Annotated in this window: 17 protein-coding genes and 1 other RNA gene; 16 read left to right on the forward strand and 2 right to left on the reverse strand. The window is 71.6% G+C overall.

The genetic code is table 11. The features are described 5' to 3' along the window. Positions 1–50: 50 nt before the first annotated feature. Positions 51–1,412, forward strand: coding sequence for a peptidoglycan DD-metalloendopeptidase family protein (locus tag L6241_RS08375; protein ID WP_368245721.1), 1,362 nt, complete (start codon positions 51–53; stop codon positions 1,410–1,412). A 97-nt stretch (positions 1,413–1,509) separates the two neighbouring features. Then, on the forward strand, positions 1,510–1,989 hold the full coding sequence (gene smpB / locus L6241_RS08380; protein ID WP_236571966.1) for an SsrA-binding protein SmpB: 480 nt from the start codon (positions 1,510–1,512) through the stop codon (positions 1,987–1,989). A 90-nt stretch (positions 1,990–2,079) separates the two neighbouring features. Here smpB and L6241_RS08385 read toward each other — a convergent pair whose 3' ends face one another. Then, on the reverse strand, positions 2,080–2,250 hold the full coding sequence (locus tag L6241_RS08385) for a CsbD family protein (RefSeq protein WP_068273614.1): 171 nt from the start codon (positions 2,248–2,250) through the stop codon (positions 2,080–2,082). Positions 2,251–2,407: 157 nt separating this feature from the next. Between L6241_RS08385 and ssrA the strand changes: the two genes are divergently transcribed. The 7 genes from ssrA (at position 2,408) to L6241_RS08420 (ending at position 9,543) form a co-directional block, all read left to right on the forward strand. Continuing rightward, positions 2,408–2,773, forward strand: a transfer-messenger RNA (tmRNA) gene (gene ssrA, locus L6241_RS08390). A gap of 115 nt (positions 2,774–2,888) precedes the next feature. Further along, entirely contained in the window at positions 2,889–3,281 is a 393-nt protein-coding gene (locus tag L6241_RS08395; protein ID WP_251718548.1) for a VanZ family protein, read from the forward strand. 207 nt (positions 3,282–3,488) lie between these two features. Continuing rightward, entirely contained in the window at positions 3,489–5,609 is a 2,121-nt protein-coding gene (locus L6241_RS08400) for a DEAD/DEAH box helicase (RefSeq protein WP_368245724.1), read from the forward strand. 10 nt (positions 5,610–5,619) lie between these two features. After that, positions 5,620–6,174 (forward strand): YqgE/AlgH family protein, encoded by a 555-nt coding sequence (locus tag L6241_RS08405; protein WP_368245725.1) that lies wholly within the window; start codon positions 5,620–5,622, stop codon positions 6,172–6,174. Positions 6,175–6,217: 43 nt separating this feature from the next. Beyond that, positions 6,218–6,517 (forward strand): DUF3039 domain-containing protein, encoded by a 300-nt coding sequence (locus tag L6241_RS08410; RefSeq protein WP_251718545.1) that lies wholly within the window; start codon positions 6,218–6,220, stop codon positions 6,515–6,517. Between the two features lie 140 nt (positions 6,518–6,657). Continuing rightward, entirely contained in the window at positions 6,658–7,647 is a 990-nt protein-coding gene (locus L6241_RS08415) for a zinc metalloprotease (RefSeq protein ID WP_368245727.1), read from the forward strand. Between the two features lie 135 nt (positions 7,648–7,782). Then, a complete protein-coding gene (locus L6241_RS08420) occupies positions 7,783–9,543 on the forward strand; it encodes a DEAD/DEAH box helicase (RefSeq protein WP_368245729.1) in 1,761 nt (586 codons plus the stop codon). A 4-nt stretch (positions 9,544–9,547) separates the two neighbouring features. Here the strand turns inward: L6241_RS08420 and L6241_RS08425 are convergent, their stop codons facing one another. Then, a complete protein-coding gene (locus L6241_RS08425; protein WP_123091026.1) occupies positions 9,548–10,033 on the reverse strand; it encodes an Lrp/AsnC family transcriptional regulator in 486 nt (161 codons plus the stop codon). Between the two features lie 107 nt (positions 10,034–10,140). Here L6241_RS08425 and hppD point away from each other — a divergent pair, with 107 nt between their 5' ends. The 7 genes from hppD to mnhG all read left to right on the forward strand — a co-directional run bounded on the left by hppD (position 10,141) and on the right by mnhG (position 17,919). Continuing rightward, on the forward strand, positions 10,141–11,379 hold the full coding sequence (gene hppD / locus L6241_RS08430; protein WP_368245731.1) for a 4-hydroxyphenylpyruvate dioxygenase: 1,239 nt from the start codon (positions 10,141–10,143) through the stop codon (positions 11,377–11,379). A 110-nt stretch (positions 11,380–11,489) separates the two neighbouring features. Further along, a complete protein-coding gene (locus L6241_RS08435) occupies positions 11,490–14,402 on the forward strand; it encodes a Na+/H+ antiporter subunit A (protein ID WP_225213066.1) in 2,913 nt (970 codons plus the stop codon). After that, complete coding sequence (locus L6241_RS08440; RefSeq protein WP_068273633.1) at positions 14,399–14,902, forward strand: Na(+)/H(+) antiporter subunit C; 504 nt, start codon at positions 14,399–14,401, stop codon at positions 14,900–14,902. Before L6241_RS08435 ends, L6241_RS08440 begins: the two co-directional genes overlap by 4 nt. Further along, a complete protein-coding gene (locus tag L6241_RS08445) occupies positions 14,899–16,638 on the forward strand; it encodes a Na+/H+ antiporter subunit D (RefSeq protein ID WP_368245734.1) in 1,740 nt (579 codons plus the stop codon). The genes L6241_RS08440 and L6241_RS08445 overlap by 4 nt, the downstream gene beginning before the upstream one ends. Beyond that, the gene (locus L6241_RS08450; RefSeq protein ID WP_229300762.1) at positions 16,635–17,201 is read left to right on the forward strand and encodes a Na+/H+ antiporter subunit E; all 567 of its coding nucleotides are present in this window, start codon (positions 16,635–16,637) and stop codon (positions 17,199–17,201) included. The genes L6241_RS08445 and L6241_RS08450 overlap by 4 nt, the downstream gene beginning before the upstream one ends. Beyond that, on the forward strand, positions 17,198–17,563 hold the full coding sequence (locus tag L6241_RS08455) for a monovalent cation/H+ antiporter complex subunit F (RefSeq protein ID WP_368245736.1): 366 nt from the start codon (positions 17,198–17,200) through the stop codon (positions 17,561–17,563). Before L6241_RS08450 ends, L6241_RS08455 begins: the two co-directional genes overlap by 4 nt. Next, entirely contained in the window at positions 17,560–17,919 is a 360-nt protein-coding gene (gene mnhG / locus L6241_RS08460; protein ID WP_068273640.1) for a monovalent cation/H(+) antiporter subunit G, read from the forward strand. Before L6241_RS08455 ends, mnhG begins: the two co-directional genes overlap by 4 nt. Positions 17,920–17,922 lie beyond the last annotated feature (3 nt).

Raw genomic sequence — 17,922 nt, forward strand, 5'->3', positions numbered from 1 at the left:
TGCGCTGACCTCCCTTCGCCTCCCAGGCGGCGCCGCTATCGTTCGACGCGATGAAGCGCTTCGCACCCCGGGCCGGCCGTACGAGCCGGGCCGCGACCAGCTCGGCCCTGGCGGTCTGCCTCGCCGCGGGTCTCGCGACGGCCTCGTGGGCCGCCGGCGAGCCCGACCCCGCCGACAAGAAGCGCACGGTCGACGACAGCATCAGCGCGACGAAGGCCGACCTCAGCGACACCTCCGCCGAGCTCGTCGAGGCCTACGACTCGCTGAAGATCACCCGGGCCAAGCTGCCCGCCGCGCGCTCGAAGGCGAAGCAGGCCGAGGAGGTCGAGACCGCCGCGCAGAGCAAGTACGACGACGCGGCCGCCGACCTGCGCGTGGCCAAGGCCGACGAGGCCAAGGCGCGCAAGGACATCCGCACGACGAGCACGAAGATCACCCGTGCCCGCTCCGACGTCGCGGGCTTCGCCGGCGAGGTCTACCAGCAGCAGGGTCTGGGAGACCTCTCCGTCGCGCTCGGGGCCGAGTCGCCCGGCGAGGTCATCGACCGCATGGTCATCGCCGACTCCGCCGGCGGGGCCCAGTCCGACTCGCTGGACTCGCTGACGACCTCGCGCGCCGACCTCGTCACCCAGCAGGACCGGCTCGAGGCGCTCAAGGACCAGACCCAGCAGGCCCGCGACGACGCGAGCACCGCGCTGTCGGACGCGAAGGTCGCCAAGACCGAGGCCGACGAGGCCGAGGCGGACCTCGAGTCGCTCGAGGCCGACCAGACGAGCCAGGCCAAGACGCTGCGCACCGAGCGGGCCAAGGAGCAGGGCCGGCTCACCGGTCTGCGCGCCGAGTCCGACCGCCTCGGCAAGATCCTCGAGGAGCGCGCCCGCAAGGCTTGGGTCAAGGCCGCGAAGATCAAGGCCGCCCGCGAGGCCGAGCAGGCCCGGCAGGCCGAGGCCCGTCGTCGGGCCGCCGCAGCCCCGGAGCCCGAGGCCGCCGACCCCAACCCGACGCCTCCCGCGACGAGCTCGGGGGTCCTCGCGGCCCCGGTCAACGCGCCGATCACCTCCGAGTTCGGGCTGCGCTTCCACCCGATCCTCAGCTACTGGCGCCTGCACGCAGGCCGCGACTACGGCGGCGCGTGCGGCGCCCCGGTCCGCGCGGCGGCCGACGGCACGATCGTCTCGGCGGGCGTCGCCGGCGGGTACGGCAACCAGATCGCTGTCGACCACGGGGTCAAGCGCGGCGTGCTGCTCTCGACGACGTACAACCACCTGCAGGCCTTCGCCCGCACCTCCGGCACGGTCAAGCGCGGCGAGCTCATCGGCTACGTCGGCACGACCGGGACCTCGACCGGCTGCCACCTCCACTTCGAGACCTACGAGAACGGCACCCCGGTCGACCCGCGCCGCTGGCTCTGAGCCCCGGACAACCGAGTAGGTCCCGCCCGCGCCGCCAGGTAGCGTGATGCTCCCCGGCAGGGGCACGACGTACAACGAGCGAGGACGGGTGAGATCGGTGGCCGACAAGGGCCAGGCGGGCCGCAAGGTCATCGCCAGCAACCGCAAGGCGCGGCACGACTACCTCATCGAGGACACCTACGAGGCCGGGCTGGCGCTCATGGGTACCGAGGTCAAGGCGCTGCGCATGGGCCGGGCCAACCTCGTCGACGGCTACGCGACCTTCTACCGCGACGAGCTCTACCTCGAGGGCGTGCACATCCCCGAGTACCTCAACGGCTCGTGGACCAACCACACCCCGCGCCGCCGTCGCAAGCTCCTCCTGCACCGCCGCGAGCTCGACAAGCTGCACGCCGCCGTCCACGCGAGCGGGCGGACCATCGTGCCGCTCTCGTTGTACTTCTCCGGCAGCGTCGTCAAGGTCGAGATCGCCGTCGCCACCGGCAAGAAGCACTACGACAAGCGCCACGCCCTGCGCGAGCGCCAGGACCGTCGCGAGACCGAGCGCGCGGTCTTCGGGCGGCACCGCGGGGAGTGACCTGCGCCCGGTCGCACCGGGTCGAGCACGACGAAGGGGTGGCCCGCCGAGTCGGCGGGCCACCCCTTCGCGCTGATCAGGGTCAGAGGATCACTTGAAGGTGTCCTTGACGTTCTCGCCAGCGGCCTTGAGGTTGCCCTTGCTCTCCTGAGCCTGGCCCTCGGCCTGCATCTCCGGGTCGTCCTTGGCGTCGCCCGCAGCCTGCTTGGCCTTGCCGGCCAGCTGGTCCTTCGCGTTCTCGATCTTGTCGCCGATACCCATATGTGCCTCCTGGGGTGTGGTGGTCCGTGCTCCTCGACACTAGGCGGCCTGCCTGGGCATTTGGTGGCAGCGGGGGAGGGGAATGCGGTTGGCGGCCCCGCGGTTGAGGACGGTAGTCTCACCCCACAACTCAACAGCGTGACGTGGACACCCTCACGGGGGTGATCGGTTTCGACATTGGTCGGTCCTGCAGGAGAAGCGGGTCGAGGATGCACGGTCATCTCGTCAACGCCCCGTGCACATCAATAGGTGCCGATTCCAAGCGCACCGACTTCGCCCTCGCCGCCTGAGCGAGCCCGAAGTCCGTTGGTCTGAGCTCGATCTCGGCTCAGTAGCCAGCGTCAGCTAGAGATCTTGCTGCGCAGCGGTGTCGGGACGCTGCGCGGGACTCCTTCTCGACTGGGCCTGTCAGGGGACGTGTGCGTGCGAGCCCTGAGGCCGAGAAAATCCATAGCGCACTGCACCCGGAGAAGTCCTGCTCGTCTACCAGTGGACGCGGGTTCGATTCCCGCCACCTCCACCACCGTGACCCACGTCAGCAGCCGACGGCCGCCCGCACGAGATCTCTCGAGCGGGCGGCCGTCGGCATGCCCGGGGAGGGCGAAGGGTGCGTGGCCCGGTGTGCTGGGATGAGGCTCGTGAGCACCTCGACGACGGGACGCCCCGTCCAGACCGGTCGGCGGCCTCTGGCCGTCGTCCTCACCGGGGTCGCCGTCCTCGTCCAGCTGGTCGTGCTCTACGACCCGAGCCCCGCCGGGGGAGGGGACATCCCCTTCGCCGACAAGGTGGTCCACGCGCTCGTCTTCGGCATGCCCGTCGCGCTCGCCGGCTGGGCCGGGCTGCGGTGGGTGTGGGTGGCCGCGGTCGTGGCCGTGCACGCCCCGGTGAGCGAGATCGTCCAGGGCCTGGCCCTGCCCGCCCGAAGCGGCGACCCCTTCGACGTCGTCGCCGACCTCGTCGGCGTGGTGCTCGGCGCGCTCGTCGCCCGCCGCCTGAGCAGGGTGTCAGGAGCACCGTCCCGGCGCTGGTAGACTCGTACCTTCGTCGTCACGGACTGCGCACTGCTGCGCCCCGCGATCGCTCCCGGTCGCTGATGATCCCTCACCCGTGACGACCGCCGGGCCGCACGGATGCCGCCCGGTCCATGGGCGCCGCAGAGCGCCTGAGACTCGTCTGGTGCGGTCACCCCTTCGTGGTGGCTCGAGACGTGTCTGCTCGAGCCAGAAGGTGATGTTGACATGCCCGCGAAGAACCCGAACAAGAAGGCCCGCTGGAGCGCTGCCGAGAAGGCTGCTGCCAGCACGAAGGGGCCGAAGAAGCCCTACCATCGCGGCCAGAAGCCGGCGGATGACGCCCCCCGCGGCGCCAAGCGTCCCGTGCGCGCCGCCGAGGACCGCCCGCGTCGCGTCCGCAAGGACGGCGCCGAGGACCAGGGCCAGCGTCGTTGGGAGCGCCGCGAGGACACCCGCCCCGGTGGCTTCCGATCCGACGACCGTCGTGGTGGCGGCTTCCGCGGCGACGACCGTCGCAGCGACGACCGTCGTGGTGGCTTCCGCTCCGATGACCGTCGCGACGGCGGCTTCCGCAGCGACGACCGCCGCGGTGGCGGTTTCCGCTCGGACGACCGTCGCAGCGATGACCGTCGTGGTGGCTTCCGCGGCGACGACCGTCGTACCGACGATCGTCGCGGTGGCTTCCGCGGCGACGACCGTCGTACCGACGATCGTCGCGGTGGCTTCCGCGGCGACGACCGTCGTACCGATGACCGTCGTGGTGGCGGCTTCCGCTCGGACGACCGTCGTACCGACGACCGCCGTGGCGGCTATCGCAGCGACGACCGCCGTGACGGCGGCTTCCGCTCCGACGACCGCCGGGGCGGGTCCCGCGAGGGCTTCCGTCGCGGTCCCCGAGACGAGCGCCAGGGCTACCGTCCCCGCTTCGACCGCGAGCAGACCTCGCAGGACCACCACCAGGACGCCGAGGCGGAGCGGATGGAGGCCGACAGCTGGGTCTCCGCGGCCCGCACGACGACCACCGAGCCCGTGACGGTCGCCGAGGACAACGGCTTCGCCGCGCTCGGCCTGCCCGAGCGCCTCGTCGAGCGGCTCGCCCGCGAGGGCATCTCGAGCCCCTTCCCGATCCAGGAGGCGACGATCCCCGACGCCCTGGCCGGCAAGGACGTCCTCGGCCGTGGCCAGACCGGGTCGGGCAAGACGCTCGCCTTCGGCCTGCCGACGATCGCCCGCCTCTCCGGCGAGCGCTCGAAGCCCCGCCGCCCCCGTGCCCTCGTCCTCGTGCCGACGCGTGAGCTCGCGATGCAGGTGAGCGACTCGCTCGAGCCGCTCGTGCACGTCGCCGGGCTGCGTCACAAGCTCGTCGCCGGTGGCCTGTCCTACACGGGTCAGATCGCCGCGCTCGACAAGGGCGTCGACCTGCTCATCGCGACCCCGGGCCGTCTCGTCGACCTGCTCGACCGCGAGGCCGTCATCCTCGACTCCATCGAGGTGACGATCCTCGACGAGGCCGACCACATGGCCGACATGGGCTTCGTCCCGGCCGTGACCCGCGTCCTCGACGAGGTCCCCGAGGGCGGGCAGCGCCTGCTCTTCTCGGCGACGCTCGACAAGGGTGTCGACACCCTGGTCCAGCGCTACCTCGTCGACCCGGTGACCCACTCGACGAACGACGCCACCGCGTCGGTCGACACGATGGAGCACCACATCCTCGTCATCGACCCGCAGCACAAGAAGGTCATCACCGCGGAGGTGGCCAACCGCGAGGGCCGCACCGTCGTCTTCTGCCGCACCAAGCTCGGTGCCGACCGGGTCGCGCTGCAGCTGCGCGAGTCCGGTGTCCGCGCCGCGGCCCTCCACGGCGGTCTCACCCAGGGCGCCCGCAACAAGGTGCTCGGGGCCTTCCGCACCGGTCGGATCCCCGTGCTCGTCGCCACCGACGTCGCTGCCCGCGGCATCCACGTCGACGACGTCTCGGTCGTCCTGCAGGCGGACCCGCCCGCGGACCACAAGGACTACCTCCACCGCGCGGGCCGCACCGCCCGCGCCGGCGAGCGCGGCACCGTGGTCACCCTCGCCCTGCCGCACCAGCGCAAGATGATGGAGCGCATGGCGACCGACGCGGGCTTGGAGGCCCGCCCGGTCAAGGCGGCCCCCGGCGACGAGGTCCTCGAGGCCGCCGGTGCGGCGCCCGTGAGCGGCGTGCCCATCGACGAGGCCGACTTCCGCAAGCTGCTCGACCCCCGGCCCGCACGGCGCCACGGTGGTACCGGCGGCCCGCGTGGTGCACGCACCGGTGGGCAGTACCGGGGCGGCGGCCAGCGCCGCGGACCGCGTCACGGGTGATGATGTAGGCATGGACAGCCTGGCCGGACGTCTGCTCGTGAGCACCCCTGAGATCACCGACGGGGTCTTCGACCGCAGCATCGTGCTCGTGCTGGCCCATGACGAGGAGTCCGCCGAGGGCGTCGTCATCAACAAGCCCGTCCAGGCGCCGATCGACGCCGTCCTGCCAGGGTGGCAGGACGGCGCGAGCGAGCCGCAGAAGGTCTTCCAGGGCGGGCCCGTCCAGACCGACTCGGCGGTCGGGCTCGTCGGCGTCCCCGGCGACGGGGAGCCCCCCGTGGGGGTCAAGCGCCTCTTCGGCGGGATCGGCCTGGTCGACCTCGACGCCCCGCAGGAGAGCGTGTGGCCCGTGATCAGCGCGCTGCGCATCTTCGCCGGGTACGCGGGGTGGACCGCCCCGCAGCTCGCCGGCGAGATCGAGCGGGGCGGCTGGTTCGTCTGCGACGCCGAGATCGGCGACGTCTTCGACGCGGACCCGGCGACGCTGTGGCGTCGGGTCCTGCGTCGTCAGCGCGGCGTCATGGCCTGGGTCTCGACCTACCCCGAGGACCCGACCCAGAACTGACGCGGGGCTGACCCCCGTCGCGCCTCGTCCTAGACTCGCCCCCATGAGCGAGCCACTGCCCCCGAGCGGGCCCGACGTCGACCCCACCTCTCCGGGGACCTCCACCGGGTTGCTCGAGCGCACGGAGGTCACCCCGCAGCTGCAGGAGCCGGGCGACCACGAGCGCTTCTCGCACTACGTGCGCAAGGAGAAGATCCTCGAGTCGGCGCTGTCCGGCGAGCCCGTGACGGCCCTGTGCGGCAAGAAGTGGATCCCCGGTCGCAACCCCGACAAGTTCCCGGTGTGCCCGATCTGCAAGGAGATCTACCAGGGTCTGCGCGACCCCCAGGACGGCGAGGACTGACCCCTCTGGCACCCGGGAGCGCTTGGCCGAACCTTTGTCAACTCCTGGGTGCAGACGGGGTGCCGCCCTGACCATCGGGCTCCTAGCGTCCGAGGTAACGGCCGGGACACACCTGGCCCGTCACCCCTGATGGAGAGCCTGTGAAGTCCACGCGCGCCCTTGTCGCCCCCGCCCTGCTCGCCCTGGCCCTGACCGGGTCCGCCCCCGCTCTGCCCGCCCTCGCCGGCGCGGACGCCGCCGACGCGGGCGCCTCCCGCGTCTCGGCCTCGCACGCCGACGAGCACTGCGACGAGGAGGTCTCCGCGACCGCCCGCAGCACCGGCAAGGGCGGCAAGGTCAAGGACCCGCACACCCTGAGCCAGGCGCAGGTCGACATCCGCGAGGACGCCTTCCAGGACGCCCTCGTCGACAAGGGCCTGCGGCTCAGCCCGACCGGCAAGGTCGCCGCGAAGGGCAAGCCCGGCACCGCGCAGTTCGCCTCGACGAACATCCCCGTGTACTTCCACGTCATCACCGACGGGACGAACGGCAAGCTCACCTCGACCCAGATCAGCTCGCAGGTCAAGGTCCTCAACGACGCCTACGCGGGCTCGGGCTTCTCCTTCACCCTCGCCGGCACCGACACCACGGTGAACTCCACCTGGTACAACGGCCTCGACCACGGCTCGACCGCCGAGTCGCAGATGAAGAGCGCCCTGCGCAAGGGCGGCAAGAACGCCCTCAACGTCTACAGCGCCGACCTCGCCGGCGGTCTGCTCGGCTGGGCGACCTTCCCCACCCGGAACATCGGCAGCAAGGACGGCGTCGTCATCCTCGACGGCTCGGTGCCCGGCGGCAACGCCGCGCCGTACAACCTCGGCGACACCGGCACCCACGAGGTCGGCCACTGGCTCGGGCTCTACCACACCTTCCAGGGCGGCTGCCAGGACGGCGACTACGTCGCCGACACCCCGGCCGAGGCCCAGCCCGCCTCCGGCTGCCCGACCGGCGCCGACACCTGCCCCGCGAAGCCCGGTCTCGACCCGATCCGCAACTTCATGGACTACTCCGACGACGCGTGCATGGACCACTTCACCGCCAACCAGGTGACCCGCATGCAGAACCAGTGGGTGACCTACCGGGCGAGCTGACCCGACCCCGACGACGGGGGCGCCGCACGAGGTCGTGCGACGCCCCCTTCGTCGTGCCGTCCCGCCGTGCCGTCGGCGGTCTCGCCGGGCACGCTTTCGTCGCAGTCGGTGCGGCGGCTTACCCTGGTCGGCGTCATGAGCCAGCACGCCGCGTCGAACCTGCCCCCCGCCTTCCCGGAGCGGGCAGCATGGGGGACCGCCGGCGCGCTGCGGGCCTGGCAGGCCGAGGCGCTGGAGAAGTACCTCGGCAGCGGCGCGCGCGACTTCCTCGCCGTCGCGACCCCGGGAGCGGGCAAGACGACCTTCGCCCTGCGGGTCGCCGCCGAGCTGCTGACCCGCGGCGAGATCGAGGCCGTGACGGTCGTCGCGCCCACCGAGCACCTCAAGACGCAGTGGGCCGACGCCGCGGCCCGCGTGGGCATCCACCTCGACCCGAGGTTCTCCAACGCCGTCGGCTCGACGAGCAGCGACTACGACGGCGTCGCCGTCACCTACGCCCAGGTCGCCTCGCGCGCCTCGGTCCACGAGGCCCGCACGAGGTCGCGGCGCACCTTCGTCATCCTCGACGAGATCCACCACGGCGGCGACAACAAGTCGTGGGGCAGCGCGATCCGCGAGGCCTTCGAGCCGGCAACCCGCCGCCTCGCCCTCACCGGCACGCCCTTCCGCTCCGACACCAACCCCATCCCCTTCGTCACCTACGAGTACGGCGACGACGGGATCCTGCGCTCCTCGGCCGACTACACCTACGGCTACGCCCAGGCGCTCGCCGACCACGTCGTGCGCCCCGTGCTCTTCATGGCCTACGGCGGCGGCATGCGCTGGCGCACCCGCGCGGGCGACGAGGTCGCCGCCCGCCTCGGCGAGCCGATGACCAAGGACCTCGCGGCGCAGGCCTGGCGCACCGCGCTCGACCCGAAGGGGGAGTGGGTCCCCTCGGTCCTCTCGGCCGCCGACAAGCGGCTCACCGAGGTGCGTCGGCACGTCGAGGACGCCGGGGGGCTCGTCATCGCGAGCAACCAGACCCAGGCCCGCGCCTACGCGCGCATCCTCGAGTCGATCACCGGCGAGAAGCCCACCGTCGTGCTGTCCGACGACCCGGGCAGCTCGGCGCGCATCGAGACCTTCGCCGCGAGCAGCTCGCGGTGGATGGTCGCGGTGCGCATGGTGTCCGAAGGGGTGGACGTCCCGCGCCTGTGCGTCGGGGTCTACGCGACGTCGACCTCGACGCCGCTGTACTTCGCCCAGGCCGTCGGGCGCTTCGTGCGGGCGCGCAAGCGCGGCGAGACCGCCTCGGTCTTCCTGCCGAGCGTGCCGGTGATCCTCGCCCACGCCGGGACGATGGAGGTCGAGCGCGACCACGCCCTCGACCGCCCCGAGCCCGAGGCCGGCGAGGAGCAGATCTGGTCGGAGGAGGAGGGCCTGCTCGAGGAGGCCAACCGCGACGAGGGCGCGAGCGACGACCTGCTCGGCAGCTTCGAGGCGCTCGAGTCCGACGCCCACTTCGACCACGTGCTCTACGACAGCAAGCAGTGGGGCCTGCACGCCGACGTCGGCTCCGACGACGAGCAGGACTACCTCGGCCTGCCCGGTCTGCTCGAGCCCGACCAGGTGCACGCGCTGCTCTCCGAGCGGCAGAGCAAGCAGTCCGCGAAGACGGGTCGGAAGCGCCCGGCCGAGCCGCAGACGGTCTCGGCGCACCGGGCGCTGGCCAGCCAGCGCAAGGAGCTCAACTCGCTCGTCTCGGCCTACGCGACCAAGAAGTCCGTCGCCCACGCGAACGTCCACATGGACCTGCGCCGGGCGTGCGGCGGGCCGGAGCTGGCCACGGCGACGAGCGAGCAGGTCACCGAGCGGATCGAGACGATCCGGCGCTGGTTCGTCGGCCGTCGGTGAGCTGTCACACGAGGCCGGCGGCCCGGTGGACGAGGGGGCCGGTGCGCATCGGTAGGTGGGTGACGAGCGCGATCGCGGTGCTCGCCCGGATGACATGGACGTCGTCGATCATCTCGTCGATGACGCGGCCGAGATCGGCGTTGTCGCGCGCCACGACCCGCACGATGAGGTCGCCGTCACCGGTCGTCGAGTGGATCTCGAGGACCTGCGGCAGCCCGCTGAGGTGCGCGACGACCGGCCCGTGACCCTGGCGCTGGTTGATCTCGAGGGTGCAGAAGGCGGTGACGGGGAAGCCGAGCGCCTCCGGGTCGACCTGGGGTGCGAGCGAGGCGATGACCCCGGTCGTCTGCAACCGGTCCAGACGCGCCTGCACGGTGCCGCGGGCGACCCCGAGCTCGCGCGAGGCGCCGAGCACGCCGATCTGCGGCTGCTGCGTCAGCAGGTCGAGCAGGCGTGCGTCGAGCTCGTCGATGCCGTCGGGTCTGGCCATGGTCACATTGTGCTCGCGTGCCGATGTATGTCGCAAGGTCCTGGACAGCCTGTCCAGTGTCGGATGCTTCCCTTGCGCAGACTGCATGTCGGTTGGACCCTCGGCTCATGACTGACACGACAGCGACGTCGACCCCGCCCCTCGACCTCACCGAGCAGGAGCGCCAGGCCGACCTGGACCTCGACCAGCTCAAGCAGCTCGTCGGTCTCGTCGAGTACGACGAGAGCACCGACCCCTTCCCGGTGACCGGGTGGGACGCCATCGTCTTCGTCGTCGGCAACGCGACCCAGACGGCGCACTACTACCAGTCCGCGTGGGGCATGGAGCTCGTCGCCTACTCCGGCCCGGAGAACGGCAACCGCGACCACAAGGCCTTCGTCCTGAAGTCCGGCTCGATCCGCTTCGTCGTCAAGGGCGCCGTGAGCCCCGACAGCCCGCTCATCGCCCACCACGCGACGCACGGCGACGGCGTCGTCGACATCTCGCTCGAGGTGCCCGACGTCGACCGGTGCATCGCCCAGGCCAAGGCCGCCGGGGCGACCGTGCTCCAGGAGCCGGAGACCGTCACCGACGAGCACGGCGCGATCCGCGTCGCCGCCATCGCCACGTACGGCGAGACCCGCCACACCCTCGTGCAGCGCGTCGTCGACGGCCAGACCTACGCCGGCCCGTACCTGCCCGGCTACGTCGCGAGGACCTCCGGCTTCGTCAAGCGCGATGGCGCCCCGAAGCGCCTCTTCCAGGCCCTCGACCACATCGTCGGCAACGTCGAGCTCGGCCGGATGGACGAGTGGGTCGGCTTCTACAACCGGGTCATGGGCTTCGTGAACATGGCCGAGTTCATCGGCGACGACATCGCCACCGAGTACTCGGCGCTCATGAGCAAGGTCGTCGCCAACGGCAACCACCGCGTGAAGTTCCCCCTCAACGAGCCGGCCATCGCCAAGAAGCGCAGCCAGATCGACGAGTACCTCGACTTCTACGCCGGTCCCGGTGCCCAGCACCTCGCCCTGGCGACGAACGACATCCTGCGCACGGTCGACGAGCTGCGCACCGAGGGCGTGGAGTTCCTCGACACCCCGGACGCGTACTACGACGACCCGCAGATGCGTGCGCGCATCGGCGAGGTCCGCGTCCCCATCGACGAGCTCAAGGCGCGCGGCATCCTCGTCGACCGCGACGAGGACGGCTACCTGCTCCAGATCTTCACCAAGCCGCTCGGCGACCGCCCGACGGTCTTCTTCGAGATCATCGAGCGCCACGGCTCGCTCGGCTTCGGCAAGGGCAACTTCAAGGCGCTCTTCGAGTCCATCGAGCGCGAGCAGGACAAGCGCGGCAACCTCTGAGGCGCCGCCGCGCGGCCCCCAGGAGACCTCGACGCCCCGTCGGCCCCCACGGCCGACGGGGCGCCGTCGTCCCTGACGTAAACTTGGGCTGACCCACCGACCGCCGATGCTTGCATCTGCACGACAGCCGGAGGCCCCTTCTGCTCCCCCTTCTCGCCGCGCACGTCGTCCTCGCCGTGCTGGCGCCCGTGCTCATCGGCCGGATGGGGAGTCGCGCGTTCTACGTGCTGGCCCTCGGACCGGCCGCCACGACGGTGTGGGCCCTGGCCCAGACCGACGCCGCGATGCGCGGGGAGGTCACCCAGCAGCTGACGTGGGTCCCGGCCCTCGACATGAGCGTCACGCTCGTCATGGGGCCGCTCCAGTGGTTGATGACGCTCGTCGTCGCCGGGGTGGGGGCCCTGGTCCTCGCGTACTGCGCCGCCTACTTCGGCGAGGGCGAGGCCGGGCGCGGTCTGCTCGCCGGCACGCTCGTCGCCTTCGCCGGCGCGATGCTCGGTCTGGTGTGGGCCGACAACCTGCTCATCACCTACGTCTTCTGGGAGCTGACGACGGTCTTCAGCTTCTTGCTCATCGGCTTCGACCCGGCCAAGCGCTCCGCGCGCGCCGCCGCGACGACCGCCCTCGTCGTCACGACCCTCGGCGGGCTCGCCATGCTCGTCGGCATCCTCGTCCTCGGCGGTCTGTCGGGCACCTACTCGATCAGCGGGATCCTCGCCTCGCCACCGGCCAGCTCCGGCGCCCTGTCCGCGGCGGTCGTGCTGCTCCTCCTCGGCGCGCTGAGCAAGTCGGCGCTCTTCCCCTTCCACTTCTGGCTGCCCGGGGCGATGGCCGCGCCGACCCCGGTGAGCGCCTACCTCCACGCCGCCGCGATGGTCAAGGCCGGCGTCTTCCTCGTCGCGCTGCTCGTCCCCGCCTTCGCCGACGTCCCGGGCTGGCGCGAGCTGCTCCTGCCCCTGGGCGCCCTGACGATGCTCATCGGCGGGTGGCGCTCCCTTCGCCAGTACGACATCAAGCTGCTCCTCGCCTACGGCACGGTCTCCCAGCTCGGCTTCCTGCTCACCGTCCTCGGGGTCGGCTCGCAGATGACCGCCTTCGCCGGCATGGCGATGGTGCTCGCGCACGCGCTCTTCAAGGCCACGCTCTTCCTCGTCGTCGGCATCATCGACAAGCACGCCGGCACTCGCGACATCCGCAAGCTGCACGGGCTGCGGCACCGCATGCCGCTCGTCTTCGCCTTCGCGGTGCTCGCGAGCATGTCGATGGCCGGGCTGCCCCCGCTCATCGGCTTCATCGGCAAGGAGAGCATCTGGGCGGCGCTGCTCGCCGTCGCGACCGAAGGGGACGGGACCCCCCTTCGCGGGTGGGCCGGGTGGGCCGTCGTCGTCGCCCTCGTCCTTGGCACGGTGCTCACCGTCGCGTACACCCTGCGCTTCCTGCACGGCGCCTTCTGGGGCCGTGGCCCGGCCGACGAGGACACGCCCTGCACCCACGTCTCGCCGCGCTACTGGGCCGTCCCGGGCGTCCTCGCCCTGCTCAGCCTCGGTCTCGGCTTCAGCGGCGCGGTGCTCAGCGAGCACATCTGGCCCTACGCCGAGCAGCTCGAGCCGGCCCTGCACCCCGAGGAGCTGGCCCTGTGGCACGGCGTCGGGGGACCGCTCCTGCTGTCGGTCCTCGCGACCCTCGGGGGCGTCCTGCTCTTCCTCGGGCGCAAGACCTTCGGCCAGCTGCAGGGCGCGCTGTCCTTCGGCTGGAGCGCCGAGCGCGCGTACGGCTGGTCGATCCGCGGTCTCGAGCGGGCCGCGGTCGAGACGACCGGTCTGGCCCAGCGGGGCTCGGTGGCGATCTACCTCGCCGTCGCCCTCGTCGTCGTCGTCGCGGTGCCCGGCACCGTCGTGTGGACCGTCGAGCAGGGCGGCGGGGTCATCGCCTACGACACCCCGGCGCAGCTGCTCGTCGCCCTCGTCATCGTCCTCGCGGCGCTCGTGACGACCCGCTCTCGTCGTCGTCTGCGCGCCGTCATCCTCGTGAGCGTCACCGGGTACGGCTGCGCCCTGCTCTTCCTCCTGCACGGCGCGGTCGACCTCGCCCTGACCCAGGTGCTCGTCGAGACGATCAGCCTCGTCGTCTTCGTCCTCGTCCTGCGCCGTCTGCCGCAGCACTTCACCGACCGCCCGCTGACGCGCACGCGCTACTGGCGGATGGCGCTGGCCACCGCGGTCGCCGTCGTCGTCGGCGCGATCCTCACCGCCGCGACGATGTACCGCACCCAGGCACCGCTCACCCCCGAGCTCGTCGCGGGCGCCATCGACTTCGGCGCGGGCTACAACGTCGTCAACGTCACCCTCGTCGACGTGCGCGCGTGGGACACCTTCGGCGAGATCTCGGTGCTCCTCGTCGCCGCCACCGGCGTCGCCTCGCTGCTCTTCATCGACACCCGCAGCGCGGGCATCCGACGGGTCGCCGACATCCCCTACCCGAAGGGGGTGAAGAAGCTGCCGAGCCAGCCCGGCCGCCGCGCGTGGCTGCCGGCCCCGCGCACCCTCGCGCCGGAGAACCGCTCGATCCTCTTCGAGGTCGTCACCCGGCTGATCTTCCACCCGATGCTCCTCATCGGGGTCTACCTGCTCTTCGCCGGGCACAACAACCCCGGCGGCGGCTTCGCCGGGGGCATCGTCGTCGGGCTCGCGCTCGTCGTGCGCTACCTCGCCGGCGGCCGCTACGAGCTCGACGAGGCGATGCCGGTCGACGCCGGTGTCGTCCTCGGTGCCGGGCTCTTCGTCGCCGCGATCTCGGCGCTGTCGCCGCTCGCCTTCGGCGGCCAGGTGCTCCAGTCCTTCGTGCTCGAGACCGACGTCCCGCTCCTCGGCCACGTCAAGCTCGTCAGCTCGCTCTTCTTCGACATCGGGGTCTTCCTCGTCATCATCGGGCTCGTGCTCGACCTGCTGCGCTCGCTCGGCTCCGGCATCGACCGGCACATCCGACGAGAGCAGCGCCAACGAGAGGAGGAGGCCGCAGCATGACCGTCAACCTCACGCTCGTCCTCGCGACGATGATCCTCGTCGGCTGCGGCGTCTACCTCATGCTCGAGCGCTCGCTGACCCGCGTCCTCGTCGGGCTCGTGCTGCTGAGCAACGGCGTCAACCTCGGCTTCCTCGTCGTCAGCGGACCGAGCGGACGCCCCCCGCTCGTCGACCGCTATGACGTCTCCGAGATCTCCGACCCGCTGCCCCAGGCCTTCGTGCTCACCGCGATCGTCATCACCCTGGGCACGACCGCCTTCCTGCTCGCCATGGCCTACCGCAGCTGGCAGCTGAGCGGCAACGACGACGTCAAGGACGACGTCGAGGACGCCGCGATCCGCCGACTGGCCCACGAGGACCAGATGTCCGACGGCTACGACCTCGCCGCCGGCGAGACGACCGACGACGCCCTCGAGGTCTTCGACGAGGAGGGCGACGAGCCCGAGGGGCCCGACCACGACGGGGCCGGTCCGCGCGCGACCGCCCAGGAGACCCGATGAATTCCCTGATCCCCGTCCCCGTCCTGCTGCCGCTGCTCGGCGCGGGCCTGACGCTCGTGCTCGTGCACCGGCCGCGGGCCCAGCGCGCGGTCTCGGTCGCGGTACTCGTGACCGTCGTCGCCCTCGCGGCCTACCTGCTCTGGGCCGTCGACGAGCACGGCACGATGGCCGTCTGGGTCGGCGGCTGGGAGGCGCCGCTCGGCATCTCGCTCGTCGCCGACCGGCTCTCGACCCTCATGCTCCTCGTGAGCAGCTCGGTCGCGCTCGCCGTCCTCGTGTACTCGATCGGCCAGGGCATGATCGACGACGACGAGAGCGCGCCGGTCTCGATCTACCACCCGACCTTCCTCGTGCTCGTCGCCGGGGTGAGCAACGCCTTCCTCGCCGGCGACCTCTTCAACATCTTCGTCAGCTTCGAGATGCTGCTCTTCGCCTCGTACGTGCTGCTCACCCTCGGCGGCACCGAGAGCCGGATCCGCGCCGGGACGATCTACGTCGTCGTCAACATGCTCAGCTCGATGCTCTTCCTCATCTCCATCGCGGCGGTCTACGGGGCGACCGGGTCGGTCAACCTCGCCCGGCTCCACGAGAGCCTCGCCCAGCTGCCCGACCCCGTCGCGCTCACCCTGCAGCTCCTGCTCCTCACGACCTTCGGCGTCAAGGCGGCGATGTTCCCGCTCGGCTTCTGGCTGCCGGACAGCTACCCGACGGCCCCCGCGCCGGTCACCGCGGTCTTCGCCGGCCTGCTGACGAAGGTCGGTGTCTACGCGATCCTGCGCACGCAGACGCTGCTCTTCCCCGACCGCCCGCTCACCGACCTGCTCCTCGTCGTCGCGGTGCTGACGATGGTCGTCGGCATCCTCGGCGCCGTCGCGCAGAGCGACCTCAAGCGACTGCTGTCCTTCACCCTCGTCAGCCACATCGGCTACATGATCTTCGGCATCGCGCTGGCGACGAAGGGGGGAGTGTCGGGCGCCGTCTTCTACGTCGCGCACCACATCACCATCCAGACCGCGCTCTTCCTCGTGCTCGGCCTGCTCGAGCGCCGGGCGGGCTCGACCTCGCTCGTGCGCCTCGGCGGGCTCGCCCGGATCGCCCCGCTCATCGCGGTGCTCTTCTTCGTGCCCGCGATGAACCTCGCGGGCATCCCGCCGCTGTCGGGCTTCATCGGCAAGATCGGGCTGATGAGCGCCGGCGTCGAGACGGGCACCCCGCTCGCCTACGTCCTCGTCGCGGCGAGCGCCGTGACCTCGCTGCTCACCCTCTACGCCATCGCCAAGGCGTGGAGCCTGGCCTTCTGGCGCACCCCGGCCCAGGCGCACGAGCTCGCGGTCGCCATCGTCGCGCACGAGCAGACCACCGACGACGCGGTCGAGACGACCTCGGTCGCGGTCGGCAGCAGCGGGCGCTGGCAGTCCGACGCCCTCGTCGAGGCCGAGTCCTTCACCCTGCAGCGCGAGGAGGCCGACGACGAGCGCCGCCGCAAGGACTCGGAGGCGGGGCCCGAGGCCTTCGACACCGAGGACGACGAGACGCTCTACGAGCGCGAGCTGCGCGGCGCGAGCCACCAGCTCCCGCGCTCGATGGTCGGGGCGACGGTCGCGCTCGTCGCCGCGAGCGTCATGCTCAGCGTCATCGGCGGGCCGTTGTACGGGCTCGCCGACCGGGCCTCGGCCGACCTGCTCGACCCGCAGGACTACGTCCAGGCGGTCCTGCCGACGGTGGAGTCGCGATGAGCACCCGAGACCACGGCGCGGTGGCCACCTCTGCGAAGACGCCCTCGCGGCGCACGCGCGTCAACCCCTTCCTCCTCGTCGTCCTCACGGCGCTGTGGGTGGCGCTGTGGGGCGAGCTCAACGTCTACAACGTCGTCGCCGGGCTGCTCGTCGCCGTCGGCGTGCAGGTGCTCCTGCCGCTGCCGCCGCTGCGCATCGACGGACGCGTGCACCCGGTGGCCCTGACGACCTTCCTCGTCGGCTTCGTCTGGCAGACGCTCGTCGCGAGCGTCGTCGTCGCGCGGCACGTCCTCAGCCTGCGCACGACACCGCGCAACGCCGTCATGGAGGTCGACCTGCGCAGCGAGTCCGACTTCATCCTCACGCTCGTCGCGATCGTCACCTCGCTCATCCCCGGCTCGGTGGTCGTCGAGGCGCGGCGCTCGACGCACAGCCTCTTCATCCACGCCCTCGGCGTCGACGACGACGAGGCCGTCGAGCGGGAGCGCGAGCGCGTGCTGCGCACCGAGGAGCAGCTGATCCGGGCCTTCGGCCAGACCATCACCCCGCGGGAGCCCTCATGAGCACCGTCGTCGTCGGCATCTGCGTCGCCATGCTCGGCGTCGGGCTGCTGCTCCTGCTGGCCCGGATGACCATCGGTCCGACGGTGCTCGACCGCACCGTGAGCTTCGACGTCATGGTCGCCTTCGCGATCATCGGCATCTGCCTGCACGCCGCGGTCGTGCGCTCGACCGACAGCCTCGTCCTGCTCGTCGTGCTCACCCTCGTCGGCTTCATCGGCTCGGTGACCGTCGCCCGCTTCATCGACCCGACGAGCGTGGACGACGACGGCGAGGAGCAGCCGGCCGGCGACGGCCGGGACGCGGAGGGCGAGGCGCTCGACGACTCGCCCGTGGAGGGCGTGGCCCGAGGGGAGATGCGATGACCCAGGTCCTCGACGTCCTCGCCTCGGTGTGCTTCGTCCTCGCGTGCTTCTTCGCCCTCGTCTCCGCGATCGGCATGTTCCGCTTCCCCGACCTGCTGAGCCGGATGCACGCAGGCACCAAGCCGCAGGTCGTGGGCCTCGGTCTCGCGCTGCTCGGGCTCGCGCTGTCGTTGCGCAGCATCCCCGTCGCGGTCCTGCTCGTCTTCGTCGCGGTCTTCCAGGGCGTCACAGCGCCCATCGCCTCGCACATGGTCGGGCGGGCGTCCTTCCGTGCCCGTCAGGTGCGCTCCGACCTCCTCGTCGTCGACGACCTCACGGAGACGCTCCAGGGCGAGGAGCCCCGCGGCGCCCCGTGAGCC

The sequence above is a fragment of the Janibacter sp. Y6 genome, assembly GCF_040900765.1.
GTDB classification, from domain to species: Bacteria; Actinomycetota; Actinomycetes; order Actinomycetales; family Dermatophilaceae; genus Marihabitans; species Marihabitans melonis.

What these genes read in the sequence shown, in the direction of transcription:
- L6241_RS08375 (WP_368245721.1), top strand. Translation starts at nt 51, where the DNA reads ATGAAGCGCTTCGCACCCCGGGCCGGCCGTACGAGCCGGGCCGCGACC.
- L6241_RS08385 (WP_068273614.1), bottom strand. Translation starts at nt 2,250, where the DNA reads ATGGGTATCGGCGACAAGATCGAGAACGCGAAGGACCAGCTGGCCGGC.
- L6241_RS08400 (WP_368245724.1), top strand. Translation starts at nt 3,489, where the DNA reads ATGCCCGCGAAGAACCCGAACAAGAAGGCCCGCTGGAGCGCTGCCGAG.
- L6241_RS08405 (WP_368245725.1), top strand. Translation starts at nt 5,620, where the DNA reads ATGGACAGCCTGGCCGGACGTCTGCTCGTGAGCACCCCTGAGATCACC.
- L6241_RS08410 (WP_251718545.1), top strand. Translation starts at nt 6,218, where the DNA reads ATGAGCGAGCCACTGCCCCCGAGCGGGCCCGACGTCGACCCCACCTCT.
- L6241_RS08420 (WP_368245729.1), top strand. Translation starts at nt 7,783, where the DNA reads ATGAGCCAGCACGCCGCGTCGAACCTGCCCCCCGCCTTCCCGGAGCGG.
- L6241_RS08425 (WP_123091026.1), bottom strand. Translation starts at nt 10,033, where the DNA reads ATGGCCAGACCCGACGGCATCGACGAGCTCGACGCACGCCTGCTCGAC.
- hppD (WP_368245731.1), top strand. Translation starts at nt 10,141, where the DNA reads ATGACTGACACGACAGCGACGTCGACCCCGCCCCTCGACCTCACCGAG.
- L6241_RS08440 (WP_068273633.1), top strand. Translation starts at nt 14,399, where the DNA reads ATGACCGTCAACCTCACGCTCGTCCTCGCGACGATGATCCTCGTCGGC.
- L6241_RS08445 (WP_368245734.1), top strand. Translation starts at nt 14,899, where the DNA reads ATGAATTCCCTGATCCCCGTCCCCGTCCTGCTGCCGCTGCTCGGCGCG.
- L6241_RS08450 (WP_229300762.1), top strand. Translation starts at nt 16,635, where the DNA reads ATGAGCACCCGAGACCACGGCGCGGTGGCCACCTCTGCGAAGACGCCC.
- L6241_RS08455 (WP_368245736.1), top strand. Translation starts at nt 17,198, where the DNA reads ATGAGCACCGTCGTCGTCGGCATCTGCGTCGCCATGCTCGGCGTCGGG.
- mnhG (WP_068273640.1), top strand. Translation starts at nt 17,560, where the DNA reads ATGACCCAGGTCCTCGACGTCCTCGCCTCGGTGTGCTTCGTCCTCGCG.